This window comes from Rhizobium sp. GCM10022189 (assembly GCF_042656325.1).
GTDB lineage: Bacteria > Pseudomonadota > Alphaproteobacteria > Rhizobiales > Rhizobiaceae > Rhizobium.
On record NZ_JBHSOR010000049.1, the window covers coordinates 769,651 to 794,289 of the forward strand.

Genomic DNA, 24,639 nt, shown 5'->3' on the forward strand with positions numbered 1-24,639 from the left:
ACGAGGAACCCAAGATGCCCAAGGCCAATCCACGCCATCCGAAATTTCCCATTCCCGGCGGGCCGGAGCTGCGCGCCAGGGGCTGGCGGCAGGAAGCGCTGCTGCGGCTTCTGGAAAACGTGCTCTCGGTCGGCGAGGACCCCGACAATCTCGTCGTCTACGCCGCCCTCGGCAAGGCGGCGCGCAACTGGGCGGCGCATCGCGGCATCGTCACGGCGTTGACCGAAATGGACGAGGACCAGACGCTCATCATCCAGTCCGGCAAGCCGATCGGTCTCGTGAAGACCCATGCCAAGGCACCGCTCGTCATCATGGCGAACTGCAATATCGTCGGGCAATGGGCGAAGGCCGAAGTGTTCTACGAGCTGCAGCGCAAGGGCCTGATCTGCTGGGGCGGACTGACGGCCGGCGCCTGGCAATATATCGGCAGCCAGGGTGTCATCCAGGGCACCTATGAGATCTTCATGCGCATTGCCGAGCGTCGGTTCGGCGGCGATCTCTCCGGCCGTTTCGTGCTGACGGCGGGGCTCGGCGGCATGGGTGGGGCGCAGCCGCTGGCGGGACGGATGGCGGGTGCGGCGATCCTTTGCGTCGATATCGATCCGGAACGCGCGCGCAAACGCCAGCAGATCGGCTACCTGCAGGAGATCGCGCCTGACCTCGACAGCGCATTGGCGATGATCGATGCCGCGGTCAAGGAAAAGCGGGCGCTCTCCGTCGGTCTCGTCGGCAATGCGGCCGAGGTCTATCCGGAAATTGTCCGGCGCGGCATCGTGCCCGATGTCGTCACCGACCAGACCTCGGCGCATGACCTCGTCTATGGCTATGTGCCGAAGGGCATGAGCATCGATCAGGTGAAGGGCCTGCGCGACGACGGCCAGGGCCAGCTGATGGCTGCCAGCCGCGCCTCGATCGTCGAGCATGTTACCGCGATGCTGGAATTCCAGAAACGGGGCTCCGAGGTCTTCGACAACGGCAATCTCATCCGCACCCAGGCCCGCGAGGGCGGCGTTGCCAATGCCTTCGACATTCCGATTTTCACCGAAGCCTATCTGCGCCCGCTCTTTGCCCGCGCCATCGGCCCGTTCCGGTGGATGGCGCTCTCGGGCGAGGAGAGCGATATCGCCCGCATCGACGACCTGCTCATGGACATGTTCCCCGACAACAAGATCATCACCAACTGGATCCGGCTGGCGCGCGAGCATATTCCCTTCGAGGGGCTGCCGGCGCGCATTGCCTGGCTCGGCCATGGCGAGCGCACGGCGCTGGCGCGGCGGGTCAACGAACTGGTCGCCAATGGCGAGCTCAAGGGTCCGGTCGCTTTTTCGCGCGACCATCTCGATGCCGGCGCGATGGCGCATCCGAACATCATGACGGAGCGCATGAAGGACGGTTCCGACGCCATTGCCGACTGGCCGCTCCTCGATGCGATGATGCTCTGCTCCTCGATGGCCGATCTCGTGGTCGTCCATTCCGGCGGCGGCGGTTATGCCGGCTACATGACGAGCTGCGGCGTCACCGTCGTTGCCGATGGCTCTGAGGCCGCCGACGAACGGCTCGACCATGCGCTGACCAACGATACGGCGCTCGGCGTCATGCGTTATGCCGACGCCGGTTATGACGAGGCGCTGGACGAGGTGGCGAAGAAGGACGTGCCCTATATCCGGCTTGGCTGAGGGCCGCCGTCACAGATGCCGCGTTTCGGCAGGTGCGGCGTCATACCGATCATGCATGCCGTCAGAATAGGCGACGGGAGCTGCGGCAAGCTCCTCCGCGCTGGCGTCGTCGAGGCAATTGACGGCGACGGCGATGAAGGGGCCGATCGTCTCGTTGTCGTTGCGTGCAAAGGAAGCCACGCCGCAGCTCTCGCAGAAAAGATGATGGATGGAGCCGGAGCCGAACAGATATTCGCGCAACCCGTCCCTGCCCGACAGCAGCCTGAAATCCTGCGGCTGGACGACCGCGAGCCAGCTGCGTTTCTTGCGGCAGATGGAGCAGTTGCACTTGAATGTGCCCGCCGAAAGATCAAGCCCGGCCTCGTAGGCAACGGCGCCGCAATGGCAGCTTCCATGGTAGGTCTTTTTCACGACGGTCCTCCGGCTCTTATTTAACTCATCGGTTAAATTAATCGACGGAGGCGAGAAGTCAAGGGCGGCGGGCGAGGCGGCGCGCGGTCAACGCGGACAGGAGAGCGAGCGTCATCATGGCCAGCGTGAAGATCACCACCGCCGACCACCCCTCCATCGCCCAGAACCAGCCGCCGGCGGAGCCCATGACGCTGGAGCCGATATAATAGGCGAGCATATAGAGCGAGGAGGCGTGCCCCTTGGTGCCGTGCGCGAGCCTGCCGACGAGGCCGCTTGCCACCGAATGCGTCATGAAGAAGCCGCTGGTCAGCACGACGATACCGAGGATGATGAGCGGCAGCGAGGCAAAGAGCGTCAGCGCGCCGCCTGTGGCGGTGATGACGATGCCGGCGAGGAGCACGGTGAAATGGCCGAGCCGGTCTCCCAGAAGGCCGCCAACCGAGGAAGCGCCGATGCCGAACAGGTAGACGGTGAAGATCAGGCCGAGTTCGGTCTGGTTCAGTTCGTAAGGGGGCGCCACGAGGCGGAAGCCGGCATAATTATAGATCGTCACGAAGGAGCCCATCGCAAAAAAGGCGATGGCGAAGATGAAGGGCAGCGCCGGGTTGCCGAGATGCCCCATCCATGCCTTCAGGTGAAACCGCGGATCGAAGCCGGCGCGGCGGGCGAAGTTGCGCGACGGCGGCAGGAGCGCGATAAAACCGATCGCGGCCGCAAGACCGATGGCGCCGATCAGGAACAAAGCCGGCCGCCAGGAGAGATATTCGGCGAAGATGCCCGTCAGAACCCGGCCTGACATGCCGCCGAAGGCCGTGCCCCCGACATAGAGGCCCATCGTGGCGCCGAGGCCGCGCGGGTCGATTTCCTCCGCGAGATAGGCCATGGCGACGGCCGGAACGCCGCCGAGCACGAAGCCCTGCAGCGCGCGAATGACCAGCAGCAGATGCCAATTCGGCGCAAAGGCGGTGGCAATCGTCAATACGGCCGCACCGACCAGCGAGATCGACATGAGGCTGCGGCGGCCGAGCCCTTCCGAAACGGCGGCGGCGCAGACGATGGCGATCGCCAGAAAACCGGTAGAGAGCGACAAAGCCAGCGAACTTTCGGCGGGACTGACGGCGAACTCCCGTGAAAAGATCGGCAGGAGCGGCTGCACGCAATAGAGCAGCGAGAAGGTGGCAAAACCTGAAAGGAAGAGGGCGAGGCTGGCGCGCCGATAGGCGCCACTGCCGCGCGTCAGATAGTCTTCGGGCTGTCTTTTGTCGGTCGCCGGCAGGCCGGCAACGTCCTGGATCGCGGAGTCGGACATTTTCAATTCCTTCCTGCCTCCGATCTAGTCAGGACGGCTCCATTTGTCCAATATATGAAACTGGCGATCCTGATAGGTTTTGGAGATGGCGATGGAGCTGCGGCATCTGCGATATTTTCTGGCGGTGGCCGAAGAAGGCAATTTCACGCGGGCGGCCGCGCGCCTCGGCATCGGCCAGCCGCCGCTCAGCCAGCAGATCCGTGATCTGGAGACAGAAATCGGAGCGATGCTTTTCCATCGCGTGCCGCACGGGGCGGAGCTGACGGCAGCCGGCGCGGCCTTCCTGCCTGAAGCGAAAGCGTCGCTTGCGGCGGCGGAGAAGGCGCGGCTGGCGGCGCAGAGCGCCAATCGCGGAGAGACCGGCCGGCTGTCGCTCGGCTTTACAGCCTCTTCCGCCTTCAACCCGATCGTCAGTACGACGATCCGCCGCTTTCAGGCCCGCTGGCCGGATGTGCTGTTGTCGCTGACGGAGATGAATACGCTCGGGCTGGTGCAGAAGCTGGAGCGCGGGGAGCTGGACGCGACCTTCATGCGGCCCGGCCTTGACGATCCCGATGGCATCAGGCTGAAGCGCCTGCCCGACGAGCCGATGGTGGTTGCGCTTCCGGCCAGCCATGCGCTGGCAAGGCAGAAGACGCTGCCACTCGCCTCGCTGGCGAAGGAACCTTTCATCCTCTTCCCGCGTCTCGTCGGCCTCAGCCTCTATGACGACGTGGTGCGCGCCTGCCGCGAGGCGGGCTTCGAGCTGACGGTCGCGCAGGAGGCGCCGCAGATCTCCTCGGTCGTCAATCTCGTCGCCGCCGATCTCGGCGTCTCGATCGTGCCGGCCTCGATTTCGCAGATCAAGCTCGCCGGCGTCGCCTACCGGCCGATCCAGGGACCGCCGGCGGTGGCGCGTCTGGCGCTTGCCGTGCTGCGCAGCCAGCGCTCTCCCGTGACCGAGAATCTCATGGATCTTCTGAACTAACCCTCCGGATCCCAATAGGGCGGGTCGCCGAACGTCTTTTTCAGATGGTCGGCGATGGCGCGCAGCTTGGCGGAAGGATTTCGGCCTTCGGGATGGGCCATGTAGATGAATTCGGGCTCCGGCCTGGCGCCGACATCGATCTCGACGAGGCGGCCGTCGCGAATGGCGGGACCGGCGATGAAGGTCGGCAGAAGCGCGATGCCGAGGCCTTCGATCGCCGCGTCATGCAGCATGTCGCCGTTGTTGATACCGAGACCCAGCTTCGCCCGGATGATGACCGTGCCCTCCTGCGCCTGGAAGCGCCAGTCGGCGACACCGCGATTGGTATAGAAGATGCCGCGATGACCGTTGAGATCGGACAGGGAGCCGGGTTTGCCGTGCCGCTCGATATAGTCGGGCGACGCCACGAGCAGCCGCCGGCTGCGGGCAAGCTTCCAGGCAACAAGCCGAGTATCGGCAATGGCGCCATGGCGGATGATGGCATCGTAACCGTCCGAGGCCGGATCGACACGCCGGTCATCCATATCGAGCGTCAGCGCGATTTGCGGATGCGCCTTCAAAAACGGATAGAGGGCGGGGCCGAGATGCAGGCGGCCAAAGGTAACGGGAGCGGCGATACGCAACGGACCGGAGAGCGTGCCGCGACGCTCGGCCATATCGGCCTGCGCATCCTCCATCTCGCGGACGATGCGCCCGGCGCGCTCCAGAAAGGCGGCTCCATCCTCCGTCAGCGTAAGCTTGCGCGTGGTGCGATGGACGAGCATGGCACCCAGCGTCTTTTCCAGCTCCGCCAGCCTTTCGCTGACGACGGATTTCGACAGCCGCAGCCGCCGGGCGGCCTCGCTGACCGAACCGGCCTTCACCACGGCGACGAAAGCCGCAATCCCCTCAATCTTCATCATGGCCTGGCTTCATCATCGTTCGGCTTTTCCGAATTCGAGCTCCGCAATCAGGACACTAATCCGAACGAAAGAACAATGCCATCTTCCCCCTCATCGAAACCGGCCGGCAAGGCCGATCCAACCCAGATCGAGGAGATGAAACAATGAACCGTCTGTCCAACAAGGTCGCAATCGTCACCGGCGCAAGCTCGGGCATCGGTCGCGTGACCGCCAGGCTTTTCGCCGCCGAAGGCGCCAAGGTCGTCGTCGGCGCCCGCCGCCAGGCCGAACTCGATAGCCTGGTCGCCGAAATCAGGGCTGCCGGCGGTGATGCCGTTGCCGTTGCCGGCGACGTCCGCTCGGAAGACTATCACAAGGCGCTGGTCGCGGCCGCCGTTGAACATTACGGCAAGCTCGACATCGCCTTCAACAATGCCGGCACGATCGGCGAGGCTGGCCCGAGCACGGACGTTTCGGAAACGGGTTTTGCCGACACGCTGGCGATCAACCTGACGGCCTCCTTCCTTGCCGCCAAACATCAGATCGCCGAGATGGCCAGGCATGGCAGCGGCTCGGTGATCTTCACCTCGACCTTTGTCGGCTACAGTTTTTCCTTCCCGGGCGTGGCCGCCTATGCCGCCAGCAAGTCCGGTCTCATCGGGCTCACCCAAGCGCTCGCGGCCGAATACGGTCCGCAGAACATCCGCGTCAATGCCGTCCTGCCGGGTGCCGTCGATACGGACATGTATCGCGAAATGAACGACACGCCGGACAAGCAGGCCTTCATCACGAACCTGCATGCGCTGAAGCGTGTCGCGACCCCGGAAGAACTTGCGCGCTCCGTGCTCTATCTCGCATCCGACGATGCAAGCTTCGTCACGGGCACGGCCTTACTGGTCGACGGCGGCATTTCGATCACGCGCACCTGAAGCTACGCGCGTAGGGCCGCCGCTCACTGACCGCGGCCCTCGCATTCACGCGCCCGCAACGAGGCGGCGGATTGCCGTCTCGATTGTCGTCGTGCCTTTCAGCGATTTCTCGCGACCGCCCTCGAATTCGATCCAGCCTTCGTTGAAACCGTCGAGCATGCGCATGCGGGGTTGCGGGTTCTTCATGCCCTGGGCACGGAACAGCTCTTCCCAACGTTCCCGCGGCACGACCTCGGCTTTCACCTCCGTGCCGAGCGCCCTGGCGAAGGCGGCGGCAATCATGGCCGGACTGATGCGCTCCGGCGCTTCCAGCTCGACCGCGCGTACCCCCTGCCAGTCCTTGCGCAGCATCTGCGCGCCGAGCGCGCCGATATCGTCAACGGCAACCATCGGCACGGCGCGGTCGAGCGGCTGCAGGAAACTCGGTATCACACCGCTTTCGCGCGCCGGCGCCACATCCCAGGCAGCGTTCTCCATGAACCAGGCGGCGCGCAGGAAAGCCACCGGGATAGAAAGAGCGGCAAGCTCTTTCTCGACGATGCCGAGCTGGCTCAGGAGGTTCGGCTGGCTCGCCTGGGCGCCGACCGTCGACAGGCAGACCAGTTTTCCAGGCCGTGCCGTCTCGAGCGCGGTCTTCAGCGTCGCCAGCATGTCCTTCACTTCAGGAAAGCCGGGCGTCGGGTCGAAAAGCGGCGGGATGACGAGGAAGACGGCATCCGCGTCCGTGAAGGCGGCGGTCAGCGATGCGGCGTCGAACATGTCGGCGACGGCGATCTCGCAGCCACGCGCTTTCCAGCCGGCGGCCTTTTCAGGATTTCTGACGACGGCACGGACCTCGGCACCATCCTTCAGCAGATGATCGGCAACGGCCGCGCCGACCTGGCCCGTCACTCCGGTTACAGCAAACATTGAGGCAACTCCTTTGTTGATCGGCCCCACTATGTCGCCGCGGTATCTTTGACTGAAGTGCGCTTTGGTCACTTGATTGATGATCTCAAGGCAACAATAGCACTCTTTATTCCAAAGCCGCCCCGGCCATGTCGCAGAGAGGCCCTTGTGTCGGCGGCCGATAGGGCATATCGGGCTAGGCAACATCCTTTCGCAGCCGCTCCCATCCCCTTCCTGCCGGAGCGCGGCTCATCTCTTCGGAGCATCACATGCTGATCGGCATCCTCTGCGGTCTCGCCACCTGCGCGCTGTGGGGGCTCAGCTTCGTCGCCCCGCGCGTCGTCGTGCCCTATACGACGATCGATCTGACGGTCGCGCGCTACGGGCTCTTTGCCGCCGTCAGCCTGATCCTGATGGTCAATCCGCGCTTCCGCCCGGTGGGCTTGCGGCGCTCGCTGCTCCTGACCGGCATCGCCCTCGGCGGCTTCGGCTATGTCGGTTATTTCATGAGCATTTCCTATGCCGTGCGCTATGCGGGCACGGCCATTCCGCCGCTCGTCATCGGCACGATGCCGGTGCTGCTTGCCATCATCGCCAATTTCAAGGACCGCTCGATCGGATGGAGCGCGCTGGCGCTGCCGCTGATCCTGATTGCCGCCGGCATCGGCTGGGTGAATGTCTCGATCTTCGCCACCACGCCCGCCGGCGACCAGACCGGCATCCTGCTCGGCATCGCCGCCGCGCTGATCGGGCTGGCGCTGTGGGTTGTCTACGGCCTCATCAGCGCGGCCGTCATGCAGTCTGCGGAGGCTCCGAGCGCCATGCACTGGACTGCCCTGCAGGGGATCGGCGCCGGCATCGGCGCCGTCATCCTCCTGCCCTTCACCTCGATCTGGGAAAATATCAGCTTCACCGGCGAAGAGACCTTTCATTTCGTCCTCTGGGTGGCGGTGATGGGTATTGCCGGCTCCTGGCTTGCCACGCTCTCCTGGATGATTGCCGCGCGCCTTCTGCCGCTGGCGCTCGCCGCTCAGCTTATCGTGGCGGAGACCGTCTTCGGCCTTTTCTACGGCTTCCTGTTCGAGCAGCGCATGCCGACCGTGCCCGAAGCCGGCGGTGCGATCCTGCAGCTGGCCGGCGTCGGCATGGCGATCGCGATCTTCACGCCGAGGCGGGTCAAGGCGACCTGAATGCCGGCGATTGCATGTTTTCCGCCAAAGGCTTAGGGTCCTTCTCGGTCAGAAGAAGCGACGGGAAAGACCATGGCTCTCAGCGGCAAACGCATCCTCCTCCTCATCTCGGGCGGCATCGCGGCCTATAAGAGCCTCGATCTGATCCGCCGCCTGCGCGAACGCGGTGCTTCCGTGCGCCCGGTCATGACAAAGGGGGCGCAGGAATTCGTCACTCCGCTTACCGTCGGCGCCCTTGCGGCCGAGCACGTCTTCACGGATCTCTTCTCCCGGCAGGACGAGCAGGATGTCGGCCATATCCGGCTGGCACGGGATTGCGATCTGGTGCTGATCGCGCCGGCTACCGCCGACCTGATGGCGAAGATGGCGCATGGCCTTGCCGACGACCTGGCTTCCACCGTACTGCTCGCCACGGACCGCACGGTGCTTGCCGCCCCCGCGATGAACCCGAAAATGTGGGCGCATCCGGCAACGAAACGCAATGTCGAAACGTTGCGACGCGATGGCATCCGCTTCATCGGCCCCATGGCCGGCGAGATGGCGGAAAGCGGCGAAGCCGGCACCGGCCGCATGGCCGAACCGATCGACATTGTGGCGGCGGCCGAAGCGCTGCTCGACGACGGCCCGAAGCCGCTTGCCGGCAAGCGGGCAATCGTCACGTCAGGCCCGACCCATGAGCCGATCGATCCGGTGCGCTACATTGCCAACCGCTCCTCCGGCCGGCAGGGACACGCCATTGCGAGCGCCCTTGCGCGGCTTGGCGCCAATGTGACGCTGGTGTCCGGTCCGGTAACGATCCCCGATCCCGTCGGCGTCAGGATGGTGCATGTCGAACGGGCCGAAGAGATGCGCGACGCCGTACTGGCCGCCCTTCCCGCCGATGTCGCGGTGATGGTGGCAGCGGTCGCCGACTGGCGTGTCGCCTCGGCTGCCGACCAGAAAATCAAGAAGCATCCCGGCGAATCCATCCCGACACTGGCGCTGACGGAGAACCCCGATATCCTCAAGACCGTCGGCCATCACACGACGCGGCCGACGCTGGTGATCGGCTTTGCGGCGGAGACGCAGGACGTCGAGGCCAATGCCAGGGTGAAACTGGAGCGCAAGGGCGCCGACCTCATCGTTGCCAATGACGTCTCGCCATCAACCGGCATCATGGGGGGCACGCGCAACAGCGTGAAGCTCATCCGCCGCGACGGCATCGAGCAGTGGCCCGATCTTTCCAAGGACGAGGTCGCCGAGCGACTGGCGGCGCTGATCGCCGAGCAGCTTATGCGAGGATAGAAACTGGCTCCGGCCTCGCGGCCGGACGTTTTTCCGGCTGGAACGCGGCAATCTCGAGGCCGTCGGCGCTGACAGTCACCGCACTGCCGTCAGGGATTTCCTGCCAGGCATCGCCATCATCGTTCAGCGGCTCGGAAACGAGGCAATATCCCTTGGCCAACGGCGAGGCATAGAGCGTCGGCGCCCGGCGGTCGGTGGCATAGCGGATCGCATAGAGGGACTTGCCGTCCGAGAAGGCGGCCGTGAAACGCAGCAGCACGGAACCGAGAATTTTCTCCGCCAGACCTTCGACGAAGGCAATCGTCTCGGCGATCGCGGCAATCGGTGCGTCCCGCAGGCCGAACTGGAGGGCGAGCAGGAACATGAGCTCGGAATCCGTCGTGCCGCTGCGGGCGTTGAACAGGTCGTCGCCGAGCATGGACTCCATCGGCCGGCGCAGGCGCTCGAAGCCGGAAATCTGTCCGTTGTGCATGAAGGACCAGGTTTCATGCGTGAAAGGATGGCAATTGTCACGCCGCGTACCGCCGCCGGTCGCGGCCCGCACATGGGCGAGGAAGAGCGGCGAGCGGATCTGTCGCGCCAAGCTCTTGAGGTTGCAATCGGACCAGGCCGGCAGAATATCGCGGTAGCGGCCGGGTTCCGGCCGGTCGCCATACCAGGCGATGCCGAAGCCGTCGCCGTTCGTTGCCGTCTTGGCGCGGGTGGCGCAATGGGACTGCTCGATCAGGGAATGGGCGGGCGAGGATACCAGCTCCTCCAGGTAGAGGGGTTCTCCGCGATAGGCTGCCCAGCGACACATGCTCTTGCTCCGGCCCGCCGCCTGCTGCGGCAGGAATGCTGAAAACGTCTTCGATTGTCTGACGCTACGGCTAATAACGACTTAACAGCCACCCGATTTGCAAGGCGAAGATGACGAATTCTTGACGATGCTCAAGATCACTTTCCGCAAAAACGATAGGGATTTGCGTGATCACCGCGGCAGAAAACCAGGCAATTGAACGATTTGGTCAGACGCCGGCTAAAAAACAGCCATGCGATTTTTTCTTGCATCTCAGGGGAAACGGCCTACCTTTAGATCATTATCAACGTAACGAAAGGAAGGTGATCCAATGTCTAATGAGTTTTCGGACCTCGTAACGGGCATGGAAGTGGTGATGAAAGCGAGGCAGCCCTCGCTCTAAACCCCACCTTCCTGGGACCGCATCAGACGGTCCGGCCGGTTACAGGCCAAACCTCATGGAAAGGGTCGCGAGAGCGGCCCTTTTTTAATGCCGCCTTCACGCGTTGACGATCGGCAGAAATGGCTCTATTCATAAAGTCATCCGATGACTTTATGAATAGAGCCATGCAACCCCTCAGCAAAACCAATCTCGCCGACACGGCCATCGAGGCGATCCGCAGCGAAATCCTGGCCAAGCGCTGGGCCATCGGCGAGAAGCTGCCGAACGAGGCCACGCTTTCGGCCATGCTCTCGGTCAGCCGCGGCACGGTGCGCGAGGCCGTGCGCGTTCTCGTCGCGCAGGGCCTGCTGGAAACGCGGCAGGGCTCGGGCACCTATGTGCTTTCGACCGCCGACAGCAGCCGGCCGCTCACCATGGCGCGCCGCGCCAGCCTCAGAGATCAGTTCGAGGCGCGCTGCGCGCTCGATGTCGAAGGCGCGCGGCTTGCGGCCGTCCGCAAAACGCCGGACACCATCGCCAAACTTCGCGCCTTGCTTGCCGAACGCGGCAATTACGAAGGCGGCGACCCGGCAGGCTTCATCGAACGCGACCTTGCCTTCCACAAGGCGGTCATCGCCGCCTCCGGCAACCGGGCGATGATCGAGATCTACGATTTCTTCTCCGTCTCGATCGCACAAACCATTGCCGCCACACTCGACAAGGCGATTCCCGAGCCTGACATGCAGGCGCATCAGGCGATCGTCGACGCCATCGAGACCGGCAGCCCCGAAAAGGCCGATGCTGCGGTGCGCGGCTTCATGGCACCCATCCTTTCCGCTCTCGACCGGATGCTTCTTTCATGACGATACCCATACAGGATGCCACGCACTCGTTCGACGCGATCGACGAGACGATGATCGATGCCGAAATCGACAGCGTGCCTTTACCTCTGCCGCCGCGGAAGCAGGGCGCTGCCGCGCGCTTCCTGCTCGGTGCAAGCCTCGTGCTGATCGCCTTCAACCTGCGGCCGGTGTTTTCCAGCGCTTCCGCCCTGCTGCCGGAGATCCGGGCCGAACTCGGCCTGTCACCGCTCGGCGCCAGTCTGCTGACCACCCTGCCCGTCGTTTGCCTCGGCGCCTTCTCGCCGCTTGCTCCGCGGCTCGCCCAGCGCATCGGTTCCGAGCGGACGCTGCTGGGCGTGCTCCTGCTCTTGACGCTCGGCACGGCGCTGCGCGGCCTTTCCTTCATCCCGCTGCTGTTTTTCGGCACGGCGCTTGCCGGTGCTGCGATCGCCGTCGGCAACGTGTTGCTGCCCGGACTGGTGAAGCGCGACTTCGCCGCGAACGCGGCTCTGATGACCGGCCTCTACACGATGGCGCTCTGCGCGGGCGCTGCCGGCGCCGCCGGCCTGACACTGCCGATCGAACATGCGCTCGGCGGCTCGCTGGAAGGCGCACTCGCCGTCTGGGCGCTGCCTGCCCTCGTTGTCGGGCTGGTCTGGCTGCCGCAGGTCTTTGCAAGCAGCCAACAGGCGCGGCACAGCGGCTTCCGTGTCGAGGGCCTGTGGCGCGACAGGCTCGCCTGGCAGGTCACGCTGTTCATGGGCCTGCAATCGGCGCTTGCCTATTGTGTCTTTGGCTGGCTGGTGCCGATCCTGCGCGAACGCGGTCTCGACGGCGTCGTGGCCGGCGGCATCGTTTCGGTCTCCGTCATGGTGCAGGCCGCCGCCTGTCTCGTCGTGCCGCATGTCGCGGTACGCGGCAGGGATCAGCGCCTCATCAACGCCACGCTCTGCGCCGTCGCCGTCATCGCGCTTCTCGGTCTGCTCTTTGCACCCCTTTCCACGGTCTGGCTCTGGGCCGTGCTGCAGGGTATCGGTCAGGGCGGGCTGATTGCCGCGGCGATGACGACCATCGTGCTGCGTTCGCGCGATCCGCATGTCGCCGCTCATCTTTCCGGCATGGCGCAATGCGTGGGCTACCTGCTCGCCGCCATCGGCCCGTTCATCGTCGGCCTGATCCGCGGCTGGACGGGCAGTTTCGCCTGGTGCGCGGTGCTTTTCGTCGCGCTCGGACTTGGCGCGGCCTTCAACGGCTGGCGGGCCGGCCGTGCCCTGTACGTGAACGCCCGCACCATCGAGAAGGGCGAATGAGCCGGGCTCACTTGCGCATCACCATCTCTTGATCTCCATCGAAGGCAGGCGGCTGCTACCCTATCTCAGCCGCATTCCGACCCGCCGGAGGAGATTGACTTGCGCTTGCGATCCCTGCTTTTCATTGCTTCGCTGACTGCCGCACTCGCGCCGGGCCTGGCCTTCGCGCAGGAGGCCGCGGAACGCCGCGCCCCCGCCCAGCAGAGCGCCGTGCGCGAGGGGGTACTCAAGCTGCTGCCTGCAGATTCCGTGACCGCGCATGAGTTGACGACGGCGGAGGGCCGGAGGATCGCCTACACGGCGACCGCGGGCACGCTCGACCTCTTCGGACAGGATGGCGGGCAGAACGCTGCGATCTTCTATACCGCCTACATTGCCAGGGATGCGGGGCCGGACCGACCGATCACCTTCGCTTTCAATGGCGGACCGGGGGCTGCCTCGGCCTTTCTGCATCTCGGCCTCGTCGGTCCCAAAGTTCTGGATTTCGGGCCGGACGGACGCGACGGCGCCAATGCGAAGCTTGTCGACAACCCGCATAGCTGGCTCGATTTTACCGACCTCGTGCTGATCGACCCGATCGGCACCGGCTGGAGCCGTACCGTGAAGGCGGACGACGCCTCGAACTATTACAATGTCGGCTCCGACGCACAGACGATGGCGAAGGCGATCGCCCTCTATGTCGCCCACAACAACCGCGCCAATTCGCCGAAATACCTGCTTGGCGAAAGCTATGGCGGCTTTCGCGCCGCCAAGGTCGCCTCGGCGCTGCAGCAGAGCCAGGGCATCATCATCGCCGGCACCGTCATGCTTTCGCCGCTGCTTGAAGGTCAGCTGATGTTCAATGCCGACCAGTTCGCCCTCGGTGCCGCATTGGAATTGCCCTCATTGGCAGCCGCCGAAGCCGACCGGCGCAAGAGCTTCAGCGAATCCGGCCAGCGCGATGCCGAGCGTTTCGCACTTGGCGAATATCTGACGACGCTTGCCGGCCCCGCACCGGCGGGCGATGCGGCAACGGCCTTCTACGCCAAGGTCTCCGCTCTGACGGGCATCCCGCAGGATATCGTCACCCGCAATCGCGGTTTTCTCGGCGATGCCTATGCCAAACATTCCGGCAACGAGGCGGGCAAGGTGATGAGCCCTTACGATGCCGCCTTCGCGACGCCCGACCCCTATCCGGAATCCGATTACGACCGGGGCGACGATGCGATCCTTGACGGCTTTACCCGCGCCTATGGCGGCGCTTTTGCCGACTATGCCCGCAACGAGCTCGGGTTCAAGACGGAGATGACCTATACGCTGCTCGAAAACGATGTCAGCCGTCGCTGGGAATGGGGCAGCGGCCGTGGCGGCGGTTCGCGTTTCCAGGCGAGCGCCACCGACGACATCAGGCAGATGCTCGCCTCCAACCCGTCCTTCCACCTGCTGATCGCACATGGCTACAGCGATCTCGTGACGCCTTACGGCGTCAGCCGCTATGTGGTCGATCACCTGCCGCCGTCCCTTGCGGAAAATCGCGTGTCGCTGAAGCTCTACCGCGGCGGGCATATGTTCTACACGACCGCCGGCCAGCGCGCCGCTTTCACGGCGGATGCGAAGGCCTTTTATGCCGGGCATCCGGCCGGCACGCCGGCGGATTGAACGCGACGAAGGGTTGCCGGAGGAGCGTGCTGACCTAGTTTCCCCGGCATGACGAACAGCAATCGGCTATCAGAAGCTCCGCTATCCGGCAGCGCTTCCCGACAGGACGAGACCTTCTCCACGCTCTCTTCTTATCTTCCGAACGGTGCCCTCTTCCTCGATATAGACGGCACGCTCCTCGATCTTGCGCCGACGCCGGACGAGATCATCGTGCCGCCATCGCTGCCTGCACAGCTTGACGCGCTCTCGCGCAGGCTCGGTGGCGCGCTGGCTCTGGTGACGGGGCGCGGACTTTCCTATGCCGACCGCCTCTTCGCGCCTTTCCAGTTTCCGACCGCCGGACTGCACGGGGCCGAGCGGCGCAGCCCTGACGGCAGCATCTCCAGGGTGGAGCCGACGGGCGAGTTCGAGAGGCTGAAAACCGAGCTGCGGGCAAAAACGGCAGGCTGGGCCGGCATTCTCATCGAGGACAAGGACGCAGCCGTCGCCGCCCATTTCCGGCTTGCGCCGGCGCGACAGGCGGAACTGATCGAACTGATGCAGCGTTTGGCGGATCGCGCAGGGCCGGAATGGACGCTGCAGCACGGCAAGATGGTTCTCGAAATCCGGCCTGCCGGAGCCAACAAGGGGGACGCGCTGGAACGCTTTCTCGAAAACCCGCCCTTTTTCGGCCGCCGCCCGATCGCCATCGGCGACGACCTGACCGATGAGGCGATGTTCGGCACGGCGAACCGGCTTGGCGGCTATTCGATCCGCGTCGGCGCCCCTTCGCGCGAAACCGCCGCGCGCGGCTTTCTGTCTTCGGCGGCTGCGGTCCGCGAAATCGTCGCACGTTTTGCCGGCTGATTGCGTTGCTGCCATTATTTCAGTGAAAGGAATTTGCCATGAGCCGCCTCGTCGTCGTTTCAAACCGGGTGCCTGTTCCGGAGAAGAAAGGGGCTGCATCTGCCGGCGGGCTTGCCGTGGCGCTGGAGGCAGCCCTTGAGAAGCGCGGTGGCGTCTGGATGGGCTGGTCGGGCAAGGTGGATGACGACGGAGAGCCCGGCCCGCTTGCGATCGAAGAACGCGGCAACATCACCTATGCGCTGACCGACCTGACATCCAGGGATGTCGACGAATATTACTTCGGCTTCGCCAACCGCATGCTCTGGCCGATCTGCCACTACCGGCTGGATCTTGCGGAATATGGGCGCACGGAGATGGCCGGCTATTTCCGCGTCAACCGCTTCTTCGCCCATCGGCTGGCGCCGCTGGTCAAGCCTGACGACATCATCTGGGTGCACGACTATCACCTGATCCCGCTTGCCGCCGAGCTTCGGCAGATGGGGCTGAAGAACAGGATCGGCTTTTTCCTGCATATTCCCTGGCCGCCGGCCGACGTACTCTTCGCCATGCCTGTCCACGAGGAGATCATGCGCGGGCTCGCCGCCTACGATCTCGTCGGCTTCCAGACCGATCACGACCTGGAAAATTTCGCGGGCTGCCTGCGACGCGAGGGGATGGGCGACATGGCCGGCGAAGGGCGTTTCACGGCCGGTGAGCGCAGGTTCCGCGGCGGAGCCTATCCGATCGCCATCGAGACGGCCGCGTTTGCGGAATTCGCCCGGAGGGCCGGCAGCCACAGCATGGTGCTGAAGGCACAGCAGAGCATCGAAAACCGCAGCCTCATCATCGGCGTCGACCGGCTGGACTATTCCAAGGGCATTACCCAGCGCATCGACGCGTTCGAACATTTCGTCACCAACAACCCGGCGCATCAGCGCAAAGTCACCTATCTGCAGATCACGCCGAAATCCCGTTCCGAAGTTCCCGAATACGAGGCGATGCAGCGCATGGTCGCCGAACAGGCCGGCCGCGTGAACGGCGCGCTCGGCACGGTCGACTGGGTGCCGATCCGCTATATCAACCGCTCCGTCAGCCGGCCTGTGCTGGCCGGCCTCTATCGGCTCGCCAAGGTGGGGCTCGTGACGCCGCTGCGCGACGGCATGAACCTTGTCGCCAAGGAATATGTCGCCGCGCAGAATCCCGATGATCCGGGCGTGCTGGTCCTTTCCCGCTTTGCCGGAGCGGCGCGCGAACTGAACGGCGCCCTGCTCGTCAATCCCTACGACATTGTCGGCACGTCCAATGCGCTGGCGCGCGGCCTCAATATGCCGCTCGAGGAGCGTCGCGAGCGCTGGCGGCGGATGATGAACCATCTTCTGGCGCACGACGTCTCGCGCTGGTGCGACGACTTCCTCAACGATCTCGCCGCCTGAAGGTTTGACGGACGCGCCCGCCGGCGGATAATCTCGCCGATACGCAAACGGAGGATTTCCATGAAGATCAGTGCACGCAACCGCCTGAAGGGCAGAGTCGTGGATGTGGTGAAGGGCGCGACGACAGCCCATGTCCGCATCGACATCGGCAACGGCGCCATCGTCACCGCCTCGATCACCAACGAGGCCGTGGACGAACTCGGCCTCAAGGCCGGCGCCGAAGCCTATGCGGTCGTCAAGGCTTCCGACGTGATGGTGGCCGTCGACTGAGCCTCATGGCATGGACATATCGCCAGTCTGGAAATCGCCCGGCTGCGGCGGGGCGATGGGCGTGAAGAGCGCCCGGTCCGGTTTCAGGTCGAGGAGCGGCGTGCCGTCGAGGCAATCCAGGCCGCGCACCAGCACCGCGCTGCCCTCGACCGCTTCCAGCTTGACGATGGACGTGCCGATCGGATTGGGCCGAACCGGCGAGCGCAGCGAAAAGGTGCCATGCGTCTTGCCGTTGCGGGCCGGGCTCTGCAAGAGCAGATCACGCCGCGACTGGTGCAGCCAATAGAGCACCTCCAGGCGCTCGAAAGCTGCAACGCCCTGCAGGGCCGGCACCCAGGGATCAAAGATTTCGATGCGGCACAGCGGCCCGTCATGCCGCCCCTGACGCGGCGTTTCCATGCGCGACGTCCAGGGTGTGAAAATGCGGCCGATGAAAACGAGGCCGGCATCGCTGTGATCGGGCGGATTTTCGAGGGCGACCTCGTTTTCGCGGATCTCGTTTTCTCTCACCATCGGCTGCTCTCCCTTCAGGAACGGCACTATGGCACGACGTTATAGCAGTTGGAATACAGCGCTTCGGCTCTCAGGCCGGTGGCGGGTTTTCCGGCCAGTCCGTCGTCATCTCGGCCTGGACCGGTCGATCGAGATAGGTCGAGAGCGCCACATCGGTTTTCGCCCCCCTTCACGCCGGATGAGATGCCGCCCCGACCGGGCAGGGCGGCACGACACCATCAAGCGGCCCGGCGCAGCAGGCCGAGGGCTTCATCCAGATCGATTTCGCCGAGGAAGCGCCCGATACTTTCCGCCTTTTCCTGATGTTCGATCGCATGCGCGAAGCGAACGGCGGGTTCCTGCTGCATGCGCTGATAGAGTTCGTTCACGGCAGGAAAGAGCCCGATATCGACGGCTTTGTGGAATTCGTTCCAGCGGGCGATACCGGTGAAATAGGCATCGGCGATGCCCGGCCCGTCCCCCAGCAGCCATTTGCGGCCGGCAAGCAGACGCTCCAGCATGTGATGGGCCTTCTCCACCTTGGCCTTGCCATAGGCCACGAGAACCTGCTTTTCGGTGGGTTCCAGTTCATGCTCGGCCGTATGCCAGAGCGCACTGAAGGCATTGAAGAAGCTGGTGTTCAGATAGGCGAGCATCTGGTTCAGACGGTCGAACTCCGCCGTGCCCTGCGCAAAGCCCAGGCCCTTGTCGATCAAGCGTGCGCCGATGCAGTTCAGGATCGCCATGCTTTCGCTGATCAGCCGGCCATCGGGCAGCAATAACGACGGCGTTTCGCCGACCACGTTGATATGCCGGTAATCTTCACCGGAGACGACCTCGGGCATCTGAACGCGGCAGAGACGGTACGGCAGACCGGACCATTCCAGCGCGACGATGGAACCGAAGGAGCAGCCTTCCGGCACGCCGTAAAAGAGTGTGAGTGACATTGTCGGGGGTCCTTGCATCAAGAATTTGTTGACCCGGCCAATATGATTTCGTGGACGATCTGGTGATAGACAGCAATAATGCACCTCAAAGTCCACAAATATGGAAGCCGAACGTGACCGTCTTCAACCTCAACGACCTCCATCTCTTCGTGCAGGCGGTGGAAGGCGGCAGCTTCACGGAGGCAGGCCGCCGCCTCGGCATTCCGAAATCGACGGTCAGCAAGCGGGTGGCGGAACTTGAAAAGAGGCTTGGCGTGCGGCTGATCCAGCGCACGTCACGCAGCTTTGCCCTGACGGAGATCGGCAAGGACGTCTTCGACCACGCGCAGGCCTCGATCATCGAAGCGGAAATGGCCGAGAGTATCGTGCGCAACCGGCTGGGAGAGCCGAGCGGCACCGTCCGGCTGACGGCAGCCGTGCCGACGGCGCAATTCATGCTCGCCGAGCATCTGGCCGAACTGACAGTGCGCTATCCAAAACTCAAGGTGTCGCTGCATGTGACGGACCGTTTCGTCGATATCGTCCAGGAAGGCTTCGATCTTGCGCTGCGCAGCCACCGTTTCCCGCTTACAGATTCGACGCTCGTGCAGCGCCGGATCGCGGTTCATCCGTTCCTGCTCGTCGCTTCGCCGGACTATATAGCGCAATATGGGAAGCCCGAGCGGGTCGAGGATATCGCCGACCACAGGGCGGTCATGCCGAGCCTGTCCGACGAGCGATGGCGCCTTGTCTCGCAGGACGGCGCCGAGGCCGTGGTGGCGCCTCGCCCCGTCGCGGCGGCAGACGAGCCGATGGTTCTGCTGAAAGCGGCCGCGGCCGGCATGGGCATGACCATTCTGCCGACATCGGTCTGCAACGACGCCCTGAAGGACGGAAGGCTGGTGCGGCTGCTGCCCGACTGGACGGCCGGCAGCGTCACCACGACGATCCTCATGCCGCACCGGCGCGGGCAGTTGCCTTCCGTGCGCGCGGTCGTCGAATTTCTGGCCGAACGGCTGGCAGGATGATCAGGCCGCCTTGGCGGCGTGATATTCCTTGATCGCCGCCATCTTGATGGCCGGATAACGCTCCGCCTCGTAACGCAGCGAGAAACCGTCCTGGGCCAGGAAGACCGGGTCGCCGTCGAGATCGCGGGCGATATCGCCACGCTTGACGGTCAGGAACTTGTCAAGTTCCGCAGCCTGGTCGGAGGAGACCCAGCGGCAGACGGAGAAGCGGGACATTTCGAAGGAAACGGGCAGGCCGTATTCGGCCATCAACCGCTCCTTCAGGACGTCGAGCTGCAGCGCACCGACGACGCCGACGATGGCGGGCGAACCGTCTTCCGGCTGGAAGAGCTGGACCACGCCTTCTTCCGCCATCTGCTGCAGGGCTTCCTTCAGCTTCTTGGCCTTCATGGCATCTTCCAGGCGCACGCGGCGCAGGATTTCCGGCGAGAAGTTCGGCACACCCTGGAAAACGAGGCTTTCACCTTCCGTCAGCGTATCGCCGATGCGCAGCGTGCCGTGGTTCGGAATGCCGACCACGTCGCCGGCAAAGGCGGTATCGGCCAGCTGGCGCTGCGAGGCGAAGAAGAACTGCGGGGCGGTCAGGCCAAGCTGCTTGCCGGTGCGCGCAAGGCGGGCCTTCATGCCGCGCTCCAGCTTGCCCGAGCAGATGCGGGCAAAGGCGATGCGGTCGCGATGGTTGGGATCCATGTTCGCCTGGATCTTGAAGACGAAGGCGGTCATCTTGTCTTCGGCGGCATGTACGGTTCTGACATCGGCCACCTGGTCGCGCGGCGGCGGCGCAAAGGCGCCGAGCGCATTGATGAGGTCGCGAACGCCGAAATTGCGCAGCGCAGAGCCGAAGAAAACCGGAGTCATATGGCCTTCGAGGAACGATTCCCGATCGAAGGGACGGCAGGCTTCGATGGCCAGTTCCACCTCTTCGATGAAGGCGTCGCGCTCGTTTTCCGGCAGGCGGTCGGCCACGCTCTGCGGGCCGTTGACCGGCGTGACGGCAACTTCGGTATCGGAGCCCCGAACCGTATTTTCCTTCAGGTGATAGGAGCCGCAAAAGGTCTTCGAGCGGCCGATCGGCCACGTGACCGGGGCCGTGTCCAGCGCCAGCTTCTCCTCGACTTCATCGAGGATTTCGAAGGGGTCGCGGCTTTCGCGGTCCATCTTGTTGATGAAGGTGATGATCGGAATGTCGCGCATGCGGCAGACTTCGAACAATTTCAGCGTGCGCGGCTCGATACCCTTGGCGGCGTCGATGACCATGACGGCGGCATCCACCGCCGTCAGCGTGCGGTAGGTATCGTCGGCGAAGTCTTCGTGACCGGGCGTGTCGAGAATGTTGAAGACATTGCCTTCATATTCGAAGGTCATGACCGAGGTGACGACCGAGATGCCGCGTTCGCGCTCGATCTTCATCCAGTCCGAGCGGGTCTGCATGCGGTCCTTCTTCGCCTTCACTTCACCGGCGAGCTGGATGGCGCCGCCGAACAGCAGCAGCTTTTCGGTGAGCGTCGTCTTACCCGCGTCCGGGTGCGCGATAATAGCGAATGTGCGGCGGCGGGAGACCGCCTCGGCGAGACTTTCGGCCATGATGTGAATCCTGTGGAATTGCCGCGTATCTAGCGATTAAAGCGCGCCATTGCAATTGACCTTGCGGCTTTGGGCACGAAGTAATGCGCCATGACCATTCACACCGACACCCGCCCGAGCCTCAATCTGATCCGCCTGCCGAACGGCGAAGGCCTCGATCTGCCCGCCTATGAAACGCGCGGTGCCGCCGGCATGGATCTGCGCGCGGCGATCGACGCGGACAAGCCGCTGATGCTGGCGCCCGGCAAACGCGCGCTCGTTCCGACCGGCTTCGTCTTCGAAATCCCCGAGGGTTTCGAAGGCCAGGTGCGTCCGCGCTCCGGCCTTGCCGCCAAGAACGGCGTCACCTGCCTCAATGCACCCGGCACCGTCGACTGCGACTATCGCGGCGAAGTGAAGGTTATCCTCGTCAATCACGGCGAGGAGGATTTCACCATCACGCGCGGCATGCGTATCGCGCAGATGGTGATTGCGCCCTTCGTTCAGGCCCGGATCACAGAAGCCCTGGAGACGACCGAAACCGAACGCGGCGCCGGCGGCTTCGGTTCGACTGGCGTATGAACGCCACCGAGCCGGCCGGCCTCATTTTCGACCGGATTATTTCAGCGGCCGATGCCTGGGCGGATTTCTGAGACTATCTTTTCCGGATCAATGGCGGCAGGCGGCGCTTGACCGGCGAGGACTTGATCATCGACGTATTGGTCTCCGCCCTCTCGGCGACCTTGTCGAGGATGTTGTCCAGTTCCGCCATGGAGCGAACGACGAGGCGGGCGATGAAACAATCGTCCCCCGTGACCTTGTCGCATTCAATGAACTCCGGCGTATCCTGAATAATGCGCTCGACGATGTGGAGCTGACCGGGCAGCGGGCGCACCCGCACGATCGCCTGAAGCGGGTAGCCGATCGCCGCCGGATCGAGATCGATGGTGAAAAGCGTCACGACGCCGCGATCCTCGAGCCGGCGCAGACGCTCCGCCGCGCTCGGCGAGGAAAGCCCGACTGCCTGGGCGAGCTCTTTTAGGGAAATACGAGAATTTCCCGCCAATGCCTCTATCATTGCGCGGTCAATATCGTCGACTGCCTGCATCTCGTTAGCCAACATGGCAAAAACTCCTAACAAGATTAGGTTTATCCAGCCGTTCCCTTTCTTATTCTATAGATATTGCTGCGCTGCCGCAATACAATTTCCCGCTAACGGATGGAGAGCGCGATGCAGAGTGAAATCAGAAGAGGCACGGCGGAGATGACGGCAGCAATGCTGATCTCGGGAACGATCGGCTGGTTCGTCGTGATGTCAGGCCAGCCGGTCAGCGGCGTGGTCTTCTGGCGCTGCTTCTTCGGCGCGCTGACCCTGCTTGTGGTCTGCACGGCGCTCGGCCTGCTCAGGCCCGGTATCATCAGCCTGCGTTCGCTCGCTATCGCTGTCCTCGGCGGCATCGCCATTGTTGCCAACTGGCTTCTGCTGTTCGCTTCCTATTCGCATGCGTCGATCTCGATCGCGACGACCGTCTACAATACCCAGCCTTTCATGCTGCTTGCGCTCGGCGCACTCTTTCTCGGCGAGAAGATCACCGGCACAAAGCTCTTCTGGCTTGGGCTTTCCTTTGCCGGCATGGCGGCGATCGTCGAGGCGAAACCGCAGGCCGATGCCGTCTCCGGCAGTTACGGTCTCGGCATTCTGTTGGCGCTCGGCGCCGCCTTCTTCTATGCGCTGGCCGCGCTGGCTGCCAAATGGCTGCGCGGCACGCCACCGCACCTGATCGCGCTGATCCAGGTTTCGACCGGCATCCTCATGCTGGCGCCCATGACCGATTTTACGGCTCTTCCGGCCGATACGGGCTCGTGGCTGATCCTGATCGCCGTCGGCGTCATCCATACCGGGCTGATGTATGTGCTGCTCTATGGCGCGATCCAGAAGCTGCCGACGCATCTGACGGGCGCGCTCTCCTTCATCTACCCCGTTGCCGCCATCCTGGTCGATCGCCTCGCTTTCGGCCACGCGCTGCAGCCGATGCAGATTGCCGGGGCGGCAATCATTCTGCTTGCCGCCGCCGGCATGAATCTCGGCTGGTCGCCGGCAAGACTGATGCGCCTGCCGGCGGCGAGAGGCTGAACGTTACTTGGCCTGGCGCGTCGTTTCGAACAGGAACCAGGTGCGGCGTTCGCTTTGGTCGATCCAGTTCTCGATCAGGCTGGCGGTCGCGACGTCATTGTGCTCGTCGCAGACTGCATGCACCTCGCGCAGGATGGAGACGAGGTGGAGATTGTCTTCGCGCAGCTCCGACAGCATGTCCTCGGGCGTGACATAATCGGCGTCATTGTCCGGAATGCGCTGCTGGCGGGCGATCTGGCCGATCGAACGCAGCGTCGTGCCGCCGATCTTGCGGGCACGCTCGGCAACCTCGTCCGTCATGTCGAAGATCTGCTCCGCCTGCTCGTCAAGCAACAGATGGTAGTCGCGAAAATGCGGGCCGGACATGTGCCAGTGGAAGTTCTTGGTCTTCACATAGAGCGCAAAAACATCGGCAAGCAATGCCGTCAGCGCGGCCGAGATGTCGGTGATCGCATTGGTCGGCAGGTCGGAGGGTGTCTTGAGCGGCGAACGTCTGCGGGCTTCGGCTGAGGTAGGCGACATGCATTCTCTCCTTGGTGATGAAAATCGTTTGCGCCGACGGCCTGGGGGAAGCGGCGGCGGGCCGTGTCTGCGGCCGCGTGTAAGGGGAAAATAGCAAGGCAACATCGCTTTCCAAGTAGATCATCGTTCAACCGACCTATTCTTTATGGTTATGGACGGATCAGCGTCAGGCGATTGATGCAGGCTGCGGCAAGCGCCTATAGGAAGGCCAGGCAACCGCTTGGAACTGAAGATGAGCCTTACCGCCCTGATCGCCTATGCCGGCGCCCTGTTCATCGCCGCCGCCATTCCCGGACCGGGGATCACGGCGATCGTCGCGCGTGCGCTCGGCTCGAACTTCCGCGAGACTTTCTTCATGGGCCTCGGCCTCGTGCTCGGCGACATGACCTACCTTACCGCCGTCATCCTGGGCCTCGCCTTCGTGGCGCAGACCTTCACCGAGATCTTCCTCGTCATCAAGATCGCCGGCGCGCTTTATCTCGGTTACATCGCCTGGAAGCTCTGGACCGCCGGCCTGCTGCCGCAGGATATCTCCGCGAGGAAATCGGGCAGTGCCGGCATGTCCTTCCTGTCCGGCCTGCTGGTGACGCTCGGCGATCCGAAGACCATGCTCTTTTACGTGGCTCTGGTGCCGACGCTGATCGATCTCAACAGCATCGGCATGCGCGAATATCTGATGCTGCTCGCCGTCACCTTCGCGGTGCTGATGATCGTGCTCATTCCCTATATGCTGCTTGCCTCGCGCGCCCGCACGATGCTGAAGCAACCGCGCGCCCTGCAGGCGCTGAACCGGGTCGCCGCCAGTATCCTGGCGGGCACGGCCGCCTTCATCGCCACGCGCGCAGCCTGAAATAAACATTCGGCAACGGACGGTTTTCAAAGGATTTTTTCTCTGGCTCGAGCGGTGGGCGGATGAAGCCACTCTGGTCTCACCGCCGGTTTGACCCTATTGTTTCCACAG

Annotated in this window: 25 protein-coding genes; 15 read left to right on the top strand and 10 right to left on the bottom strand. The window is 63.8% G+C overall.

Features of this window, described 5'->3' with window-relative positions:
• Positions 1-14: 14 nt before the first annotated feature.
• Positions 15-1,676, top strand: a complete 1,662-nt coding sequence (locus ACFPWW_RS24865; RefSeq protein ID WP_377313641.1) for a urocanate hydratase — start codon at positions 15-17, stop codon at positions 1,674-1,676.
• 9 nt (positions 1,677-1,685) lie between these two features.
• On the opposite strand, the gene ACFPWW_RS24870 is transcribed toward ACFPWW_RS24865, so the two are convergent.
• Positions 1,686-2,087 carry a GFA family protein gene (locus tag ACFPWW_RS24870; RefSeq protein ID WP_377313643.1) on the bottom strand — a complete coding sequence of 134 codons (402 nt, stop codon included), beginning with the start codon at positions 2,085-2,087 and terminating at the stop codon, positions 1,686-1,688.
• Positions 2,088-2,145: 58 nt separating this feature from the next.
• Entirely contained in the window at positions 2,146-3,396 is a 1,251-nt protein-coding gene (locus ACFPWW_RS24875; RefSeq protein WP_377313645.1) for an MFS transporter, read from the bottom strand.
• Between the two features lie 91 nt (positions 3,397-3,487).
• On the opposite strand from ACFPWW_RS24875, the gene ACFPWW_RS24880 reads away from it, so the two are divergent.
• The gene (locus ACFPWW_RS24880; RefSeq protein WP_112755369.1) at positions 3,488-4,363 is read left to right on the top strand and encodes a LysR family transcriptional regulator; all 876 of its coding nucleotides are present in this window, start codon (positions 3,488-3,490) and stop codon (positions 4,361-4,363) included.
• On the opposite strand, the gene ACFPWW_RS24885 is transcribed toward ACFPWW_RS24880, so the two are convergent.
• Positions 4,360-5,265, bottom strand: a complete 906-nt coding sequence (locus ACFPWW_RS24885) for a LysR family transcriptional regulator (protein WP_377313647.1) — start codon at positions 5,263-5,265, stop codon at positions 4,360-4,362. The two genes, ACFPWW_RS24880 and ACFPWW_RS24885, sit on opposite strands and share 4 nt — an antisense overlap.
• A gap of 143 nt (positions 5,266-5,408) precedes the next feature.
• On the opposite strand from ACFPWW_RS24885, the gene ACFPWW_RS24890 reads away from it, so the two are divergent.
• Positions 5,409-6,173 carry an SDR family oxidoreductase gene (locus ACFPWW_RS24890; RefSeq protein ID WP_112753979.1) on the top strand — a complete coding sequence of 255 codons (765 nt, stop codon included), beginning with the start codon at positions 5,409-5,411 and terminating at the stop codon, positions 6,171-6,173.
• A gap of 45 nt (positions 6,174-6,218) precedes the next feature.
• Here ACFPWW_RS24890 and ACFPWW_RS24895 read toward each other — a convergent pair whose 3' ends face one another.
• Positions 6,219-7,082 (bottom strand): NmrA family NAD(P)-binding protein, encoded by an 864-nt coding sequence (locus ACFPWW_RS24895; protein ID WP_377313649.1) that lies wholly within the window; start codon positions 7,080-7,082, stop codon positions 6,219-6,221.
• A 248-nt stretch (positions 7,083-7,330) separates the two neighbouring features.
• Here ACFPWW_RS24895 and ACFPWW_RS24900 point away from each other — a divergent pair, with 248 nt between their 5' ends.
• Positions 7,331-8,251, top strand: a complete 921-nt coding sequence (locus tag ACFPWW_RS24900; protein WP_113412552.1) for a DMT family transporter — start codon at positions 7,331-7,333, stop codon at positions 8,249-8,251.
• A 72-nt stretch (positions 8,252-8,323) separates the two neighbouring features.
• The gene (gene coaBC / locus ACFPWW_RS24905) at positions 8,324-9,535 is read left to right on the top strand and encodes a bifunctional phosphopantothenoylcysteine decarboxylase/phosphopantothenate--cysteine ligase CoaBC (RefSeq protein WP_377313651.1); all 1,212 of its coding nucleotides are present in this window, start codon (positions 8,324-8,326) and stop codon (positions 9,533-9,535) included.
• Here coaBC and ACFPWW_RS24910 read toward each other — a convergent pair.
• On the bottom strand, positions 9,522-10,334 hold the full coding sequence (locus tag ACFPWW_RS24910) for a class II glutamine amidotransferase (RefSeq protein ID WP_112565270.1): 813 nt from the start codon (positions 10,332-10,334) through the stop codon (positions 9,522-9,524). The genes coaBC and ACFPWW_RS24910 overlap by 14 nt on opposite strands.
• Before the next feature lie 546 nt (positions 10,335-10,880).
• Between ACFPWW_RS24910 and ACFPWW_RS24915 the strand changes: the two genes are divergently transcribed.
• From ACFPWW_RS24915 to ACFPWW_RS24940, 6 genes are all read left to right on the top strand, one after another.
• Positions 10,881-11,558, top strand: a complete 678-nt coding sequence (locus ACFPWW_RS24915; RefSeq protein ID WP_112565268.1) for a FadR/GntR family transcriptional regulator — start codon at positions 10,881-10,883, stop codon at positions 11,556-11,558.
• Entirely contained in the window at positions 11,555-12,847 is a 1,293-nt protein-coding gene (locus ACFPWW_RS24920; RefSeq protein WP_112705117.1) for a CynX/NimT family MFS transporter, read from the top strand. Before ACFPWW_RS24915 ends, ACFPWW_RS24920 begins: the two co-directional genes overlap by 4 nt.
• A gap of 99 nt (positions 12,848-12,946) precedes the next feature.
• On the top strand, positions 12,947-14,485 hold the full coding sequence (locus ACFPWW_RS24925; RefSeq protein ID WP_377313654.1) for a S10 family peptidase: 1,539 nt from the start codon (positions 12,947-12,949) through the stop codon (positions 14,483-14,485).
• Between the two features lie 48 nt (positions 14,486-14,533).
• Positions 14,534-15,331 carry a trehalose-phosphatase gene (gene otsB, locus ACFPWW_RS24930; protein WP_377313656.1) on the top strand — a complete coding sequence of 266 codons (798 nt, stop codon included), beginning with the start codon at positions 14,534-14,536 and terminating at the stop codon, positions 15,329-15,331.
• 38 nt (positions 15,332-15,369) lie between these two features.
• The gene (gene otsA / locus ACFPWW_RS24935) at positions 15,370-16,743 is read left to right on the top strand and encodes an alpha,alpha-trehalose-phosphate synthase (UDP-forming) (protein WP_112565260.1); all 1,374 of its coding nucleotides are present in this window, start codon (positions 15,370-15,372) and stop codon (positions 16,741-16,743) included.
• Between the two features lie 60 nt (positions 16,744-16,803).
• The gene (locus tag ACFPWW_RS24940) at positions 16,804-17,013 is read left to right on the top strand and encodes a TOBE domain-containing protein (RefSeq protein WP_112565258.1); all 210 of its coding nucleotides are present in this window, start codon (positions 16,804-16,806) and stop codon (positions 17,011-17,013) included.
• Positions 17,014-17,016: 3 nt separating this feature from the next.
• On the opposite strand, the gene tsaA is transcribed toward ACFPWW_RS24940, so the two are convergent.
• Together tsaA and ACFPWW_RS24950 are read right to left on the bottom strand one after the other, a co-directional pair.
• Positions 17,017-17,526 (bottom strand): tRNA (N6-threonylcarbamoyladenosine(37)-N6)-methyltransferase TrmO, encoded by a 510-nt coding sequence (gene tsaA / locus ACFPWW_RS24945; protein WP_112565256.1) that lies wholly within the window; start codon positions 17,524-17,526, stop codon positions 17,017-17,019.
• A gap of 218 nt (positions 17,527-17,744) precedes the next feature.
• Complete coding sequence (locus tag ACFPWW_RS24950; RefSeq protein ID WP_377313658.1) at positions 17,745-18,452, bottom strand: glutathione S-transferase family protein; 708 nt, start codon at positions 18,450-18,452, stop codon at positions 17,745-17,747.
• A 113-nt stretch (positions 18,453-18,565) separates the two neighbouring features.
• On the opposite strand from ACFPWW_RS24950, the gene ACFPWW_RS24955 reads away from it, so the two are divergent.
• On the top strand, positions 18,566-19,459 hold the full coding sequence (locus ACFPWW_RS24955) for a LysR substrate-binding domain-containing protein (protein WP_377313660.1): 894 nt from the start codon (positions 18,566-18,568) through the stop codon (positions 19,457-19,459).
• Here the strand turns inward: ACFPWW_RS24955 and ACFPWW_RS24960 are convergent, their stop codons facing one another.
• Positions 19,460-21,043 carry a peptide chain release factor 3 gene (locus ACFPWW_RS24960; RefSeq protein ID WP_112565250.1) on the bottom strand — a complete coding sequence of 528 codons (1,584 nt, stop codon included), beginning with the start codon at positions 21,041-21,043 and terminating at the stop codon, positions 19,460-19,462. It lies immediately after the preceding gene.
• Positions 21,044-21,133: 90 nt separating this feature from the next.
• Between ACFPWW_RS24960 and dut the strand changes: the two genes are divergently transcribed.
• A complete protein-coding gene (gene dut, locus ACFPWW_RS24965; RefSeq protein ID WP_112705123.1) occupies positions 21,134-21,604 on the top strand; it encodes a dUTP diphosphatase in 471 nt (156 codons plus the stop codon).
• Between the two features lie 73 nt (positions 21,605-21,677).
• Here the strand turns inward: dut and ACFPWW_RS24970 are convergent, their stop codons facing one another.
• Positions 21,678-22,130, bottom strand: a complete 453-nt coding sequence (locus tag ACFPWW_RS24970) for an Lrp/AsnC family transcriptional regulator (protein ID WP_377313662.1) — start codon at positions 22,128-22,130, stop codon at positions 21,678-21,680.
• A 111-nt stretch (positions 22,131-22,241) separates the two neighbouring features.
• Between ACFPWW_RS24970 and ACFPWW_RS24975 the strand changes: the two genes are divergently transcribed.
• Positions 22,242-23,156, top strand: coding sequence for a DMT family transporter (locus ACFPWW_RS24975; RefSeq protein ID WP_377313664.1), 915 nt, complete (start codon positions 22,242-22,244; stop codon positions 23,154-23,156).
• Between the two features lie 3 nt (positions 23,157-23,159).
• Here ACFPWW_RS24975 and ACFPWW_RS24980 read toward each other — a convergent pair whose 3' ends face one another.
• Positions 23,160-23,678, bottom strand: a complete 519-nt coding sequence (locus tag ACFPWW_RS24980; RefSeq protein WP_112565243.1) for a Dps family protein — start codon at positions 23,676-23,678, stop codon at positions 23,160-23,162.
• A gap of 232 nt (positions 23,679-23,910) precedes the next feature.
• On the opposite strand from ACFPWW_RS24980, the gene ACFPWW_RS24985 reads away from it, so the two are divergent.
• Entirely contained in the window at positions 23,911-24,528 is a 618-nt protein-coding gene (locus tag ACFPWW_RS24985) for a LysE family translocator (RefSeq protein ID WP_377313666.1), read from the top strand.
• Positions 24,529-24,639 lie beyond the last annotated feature (111 nt).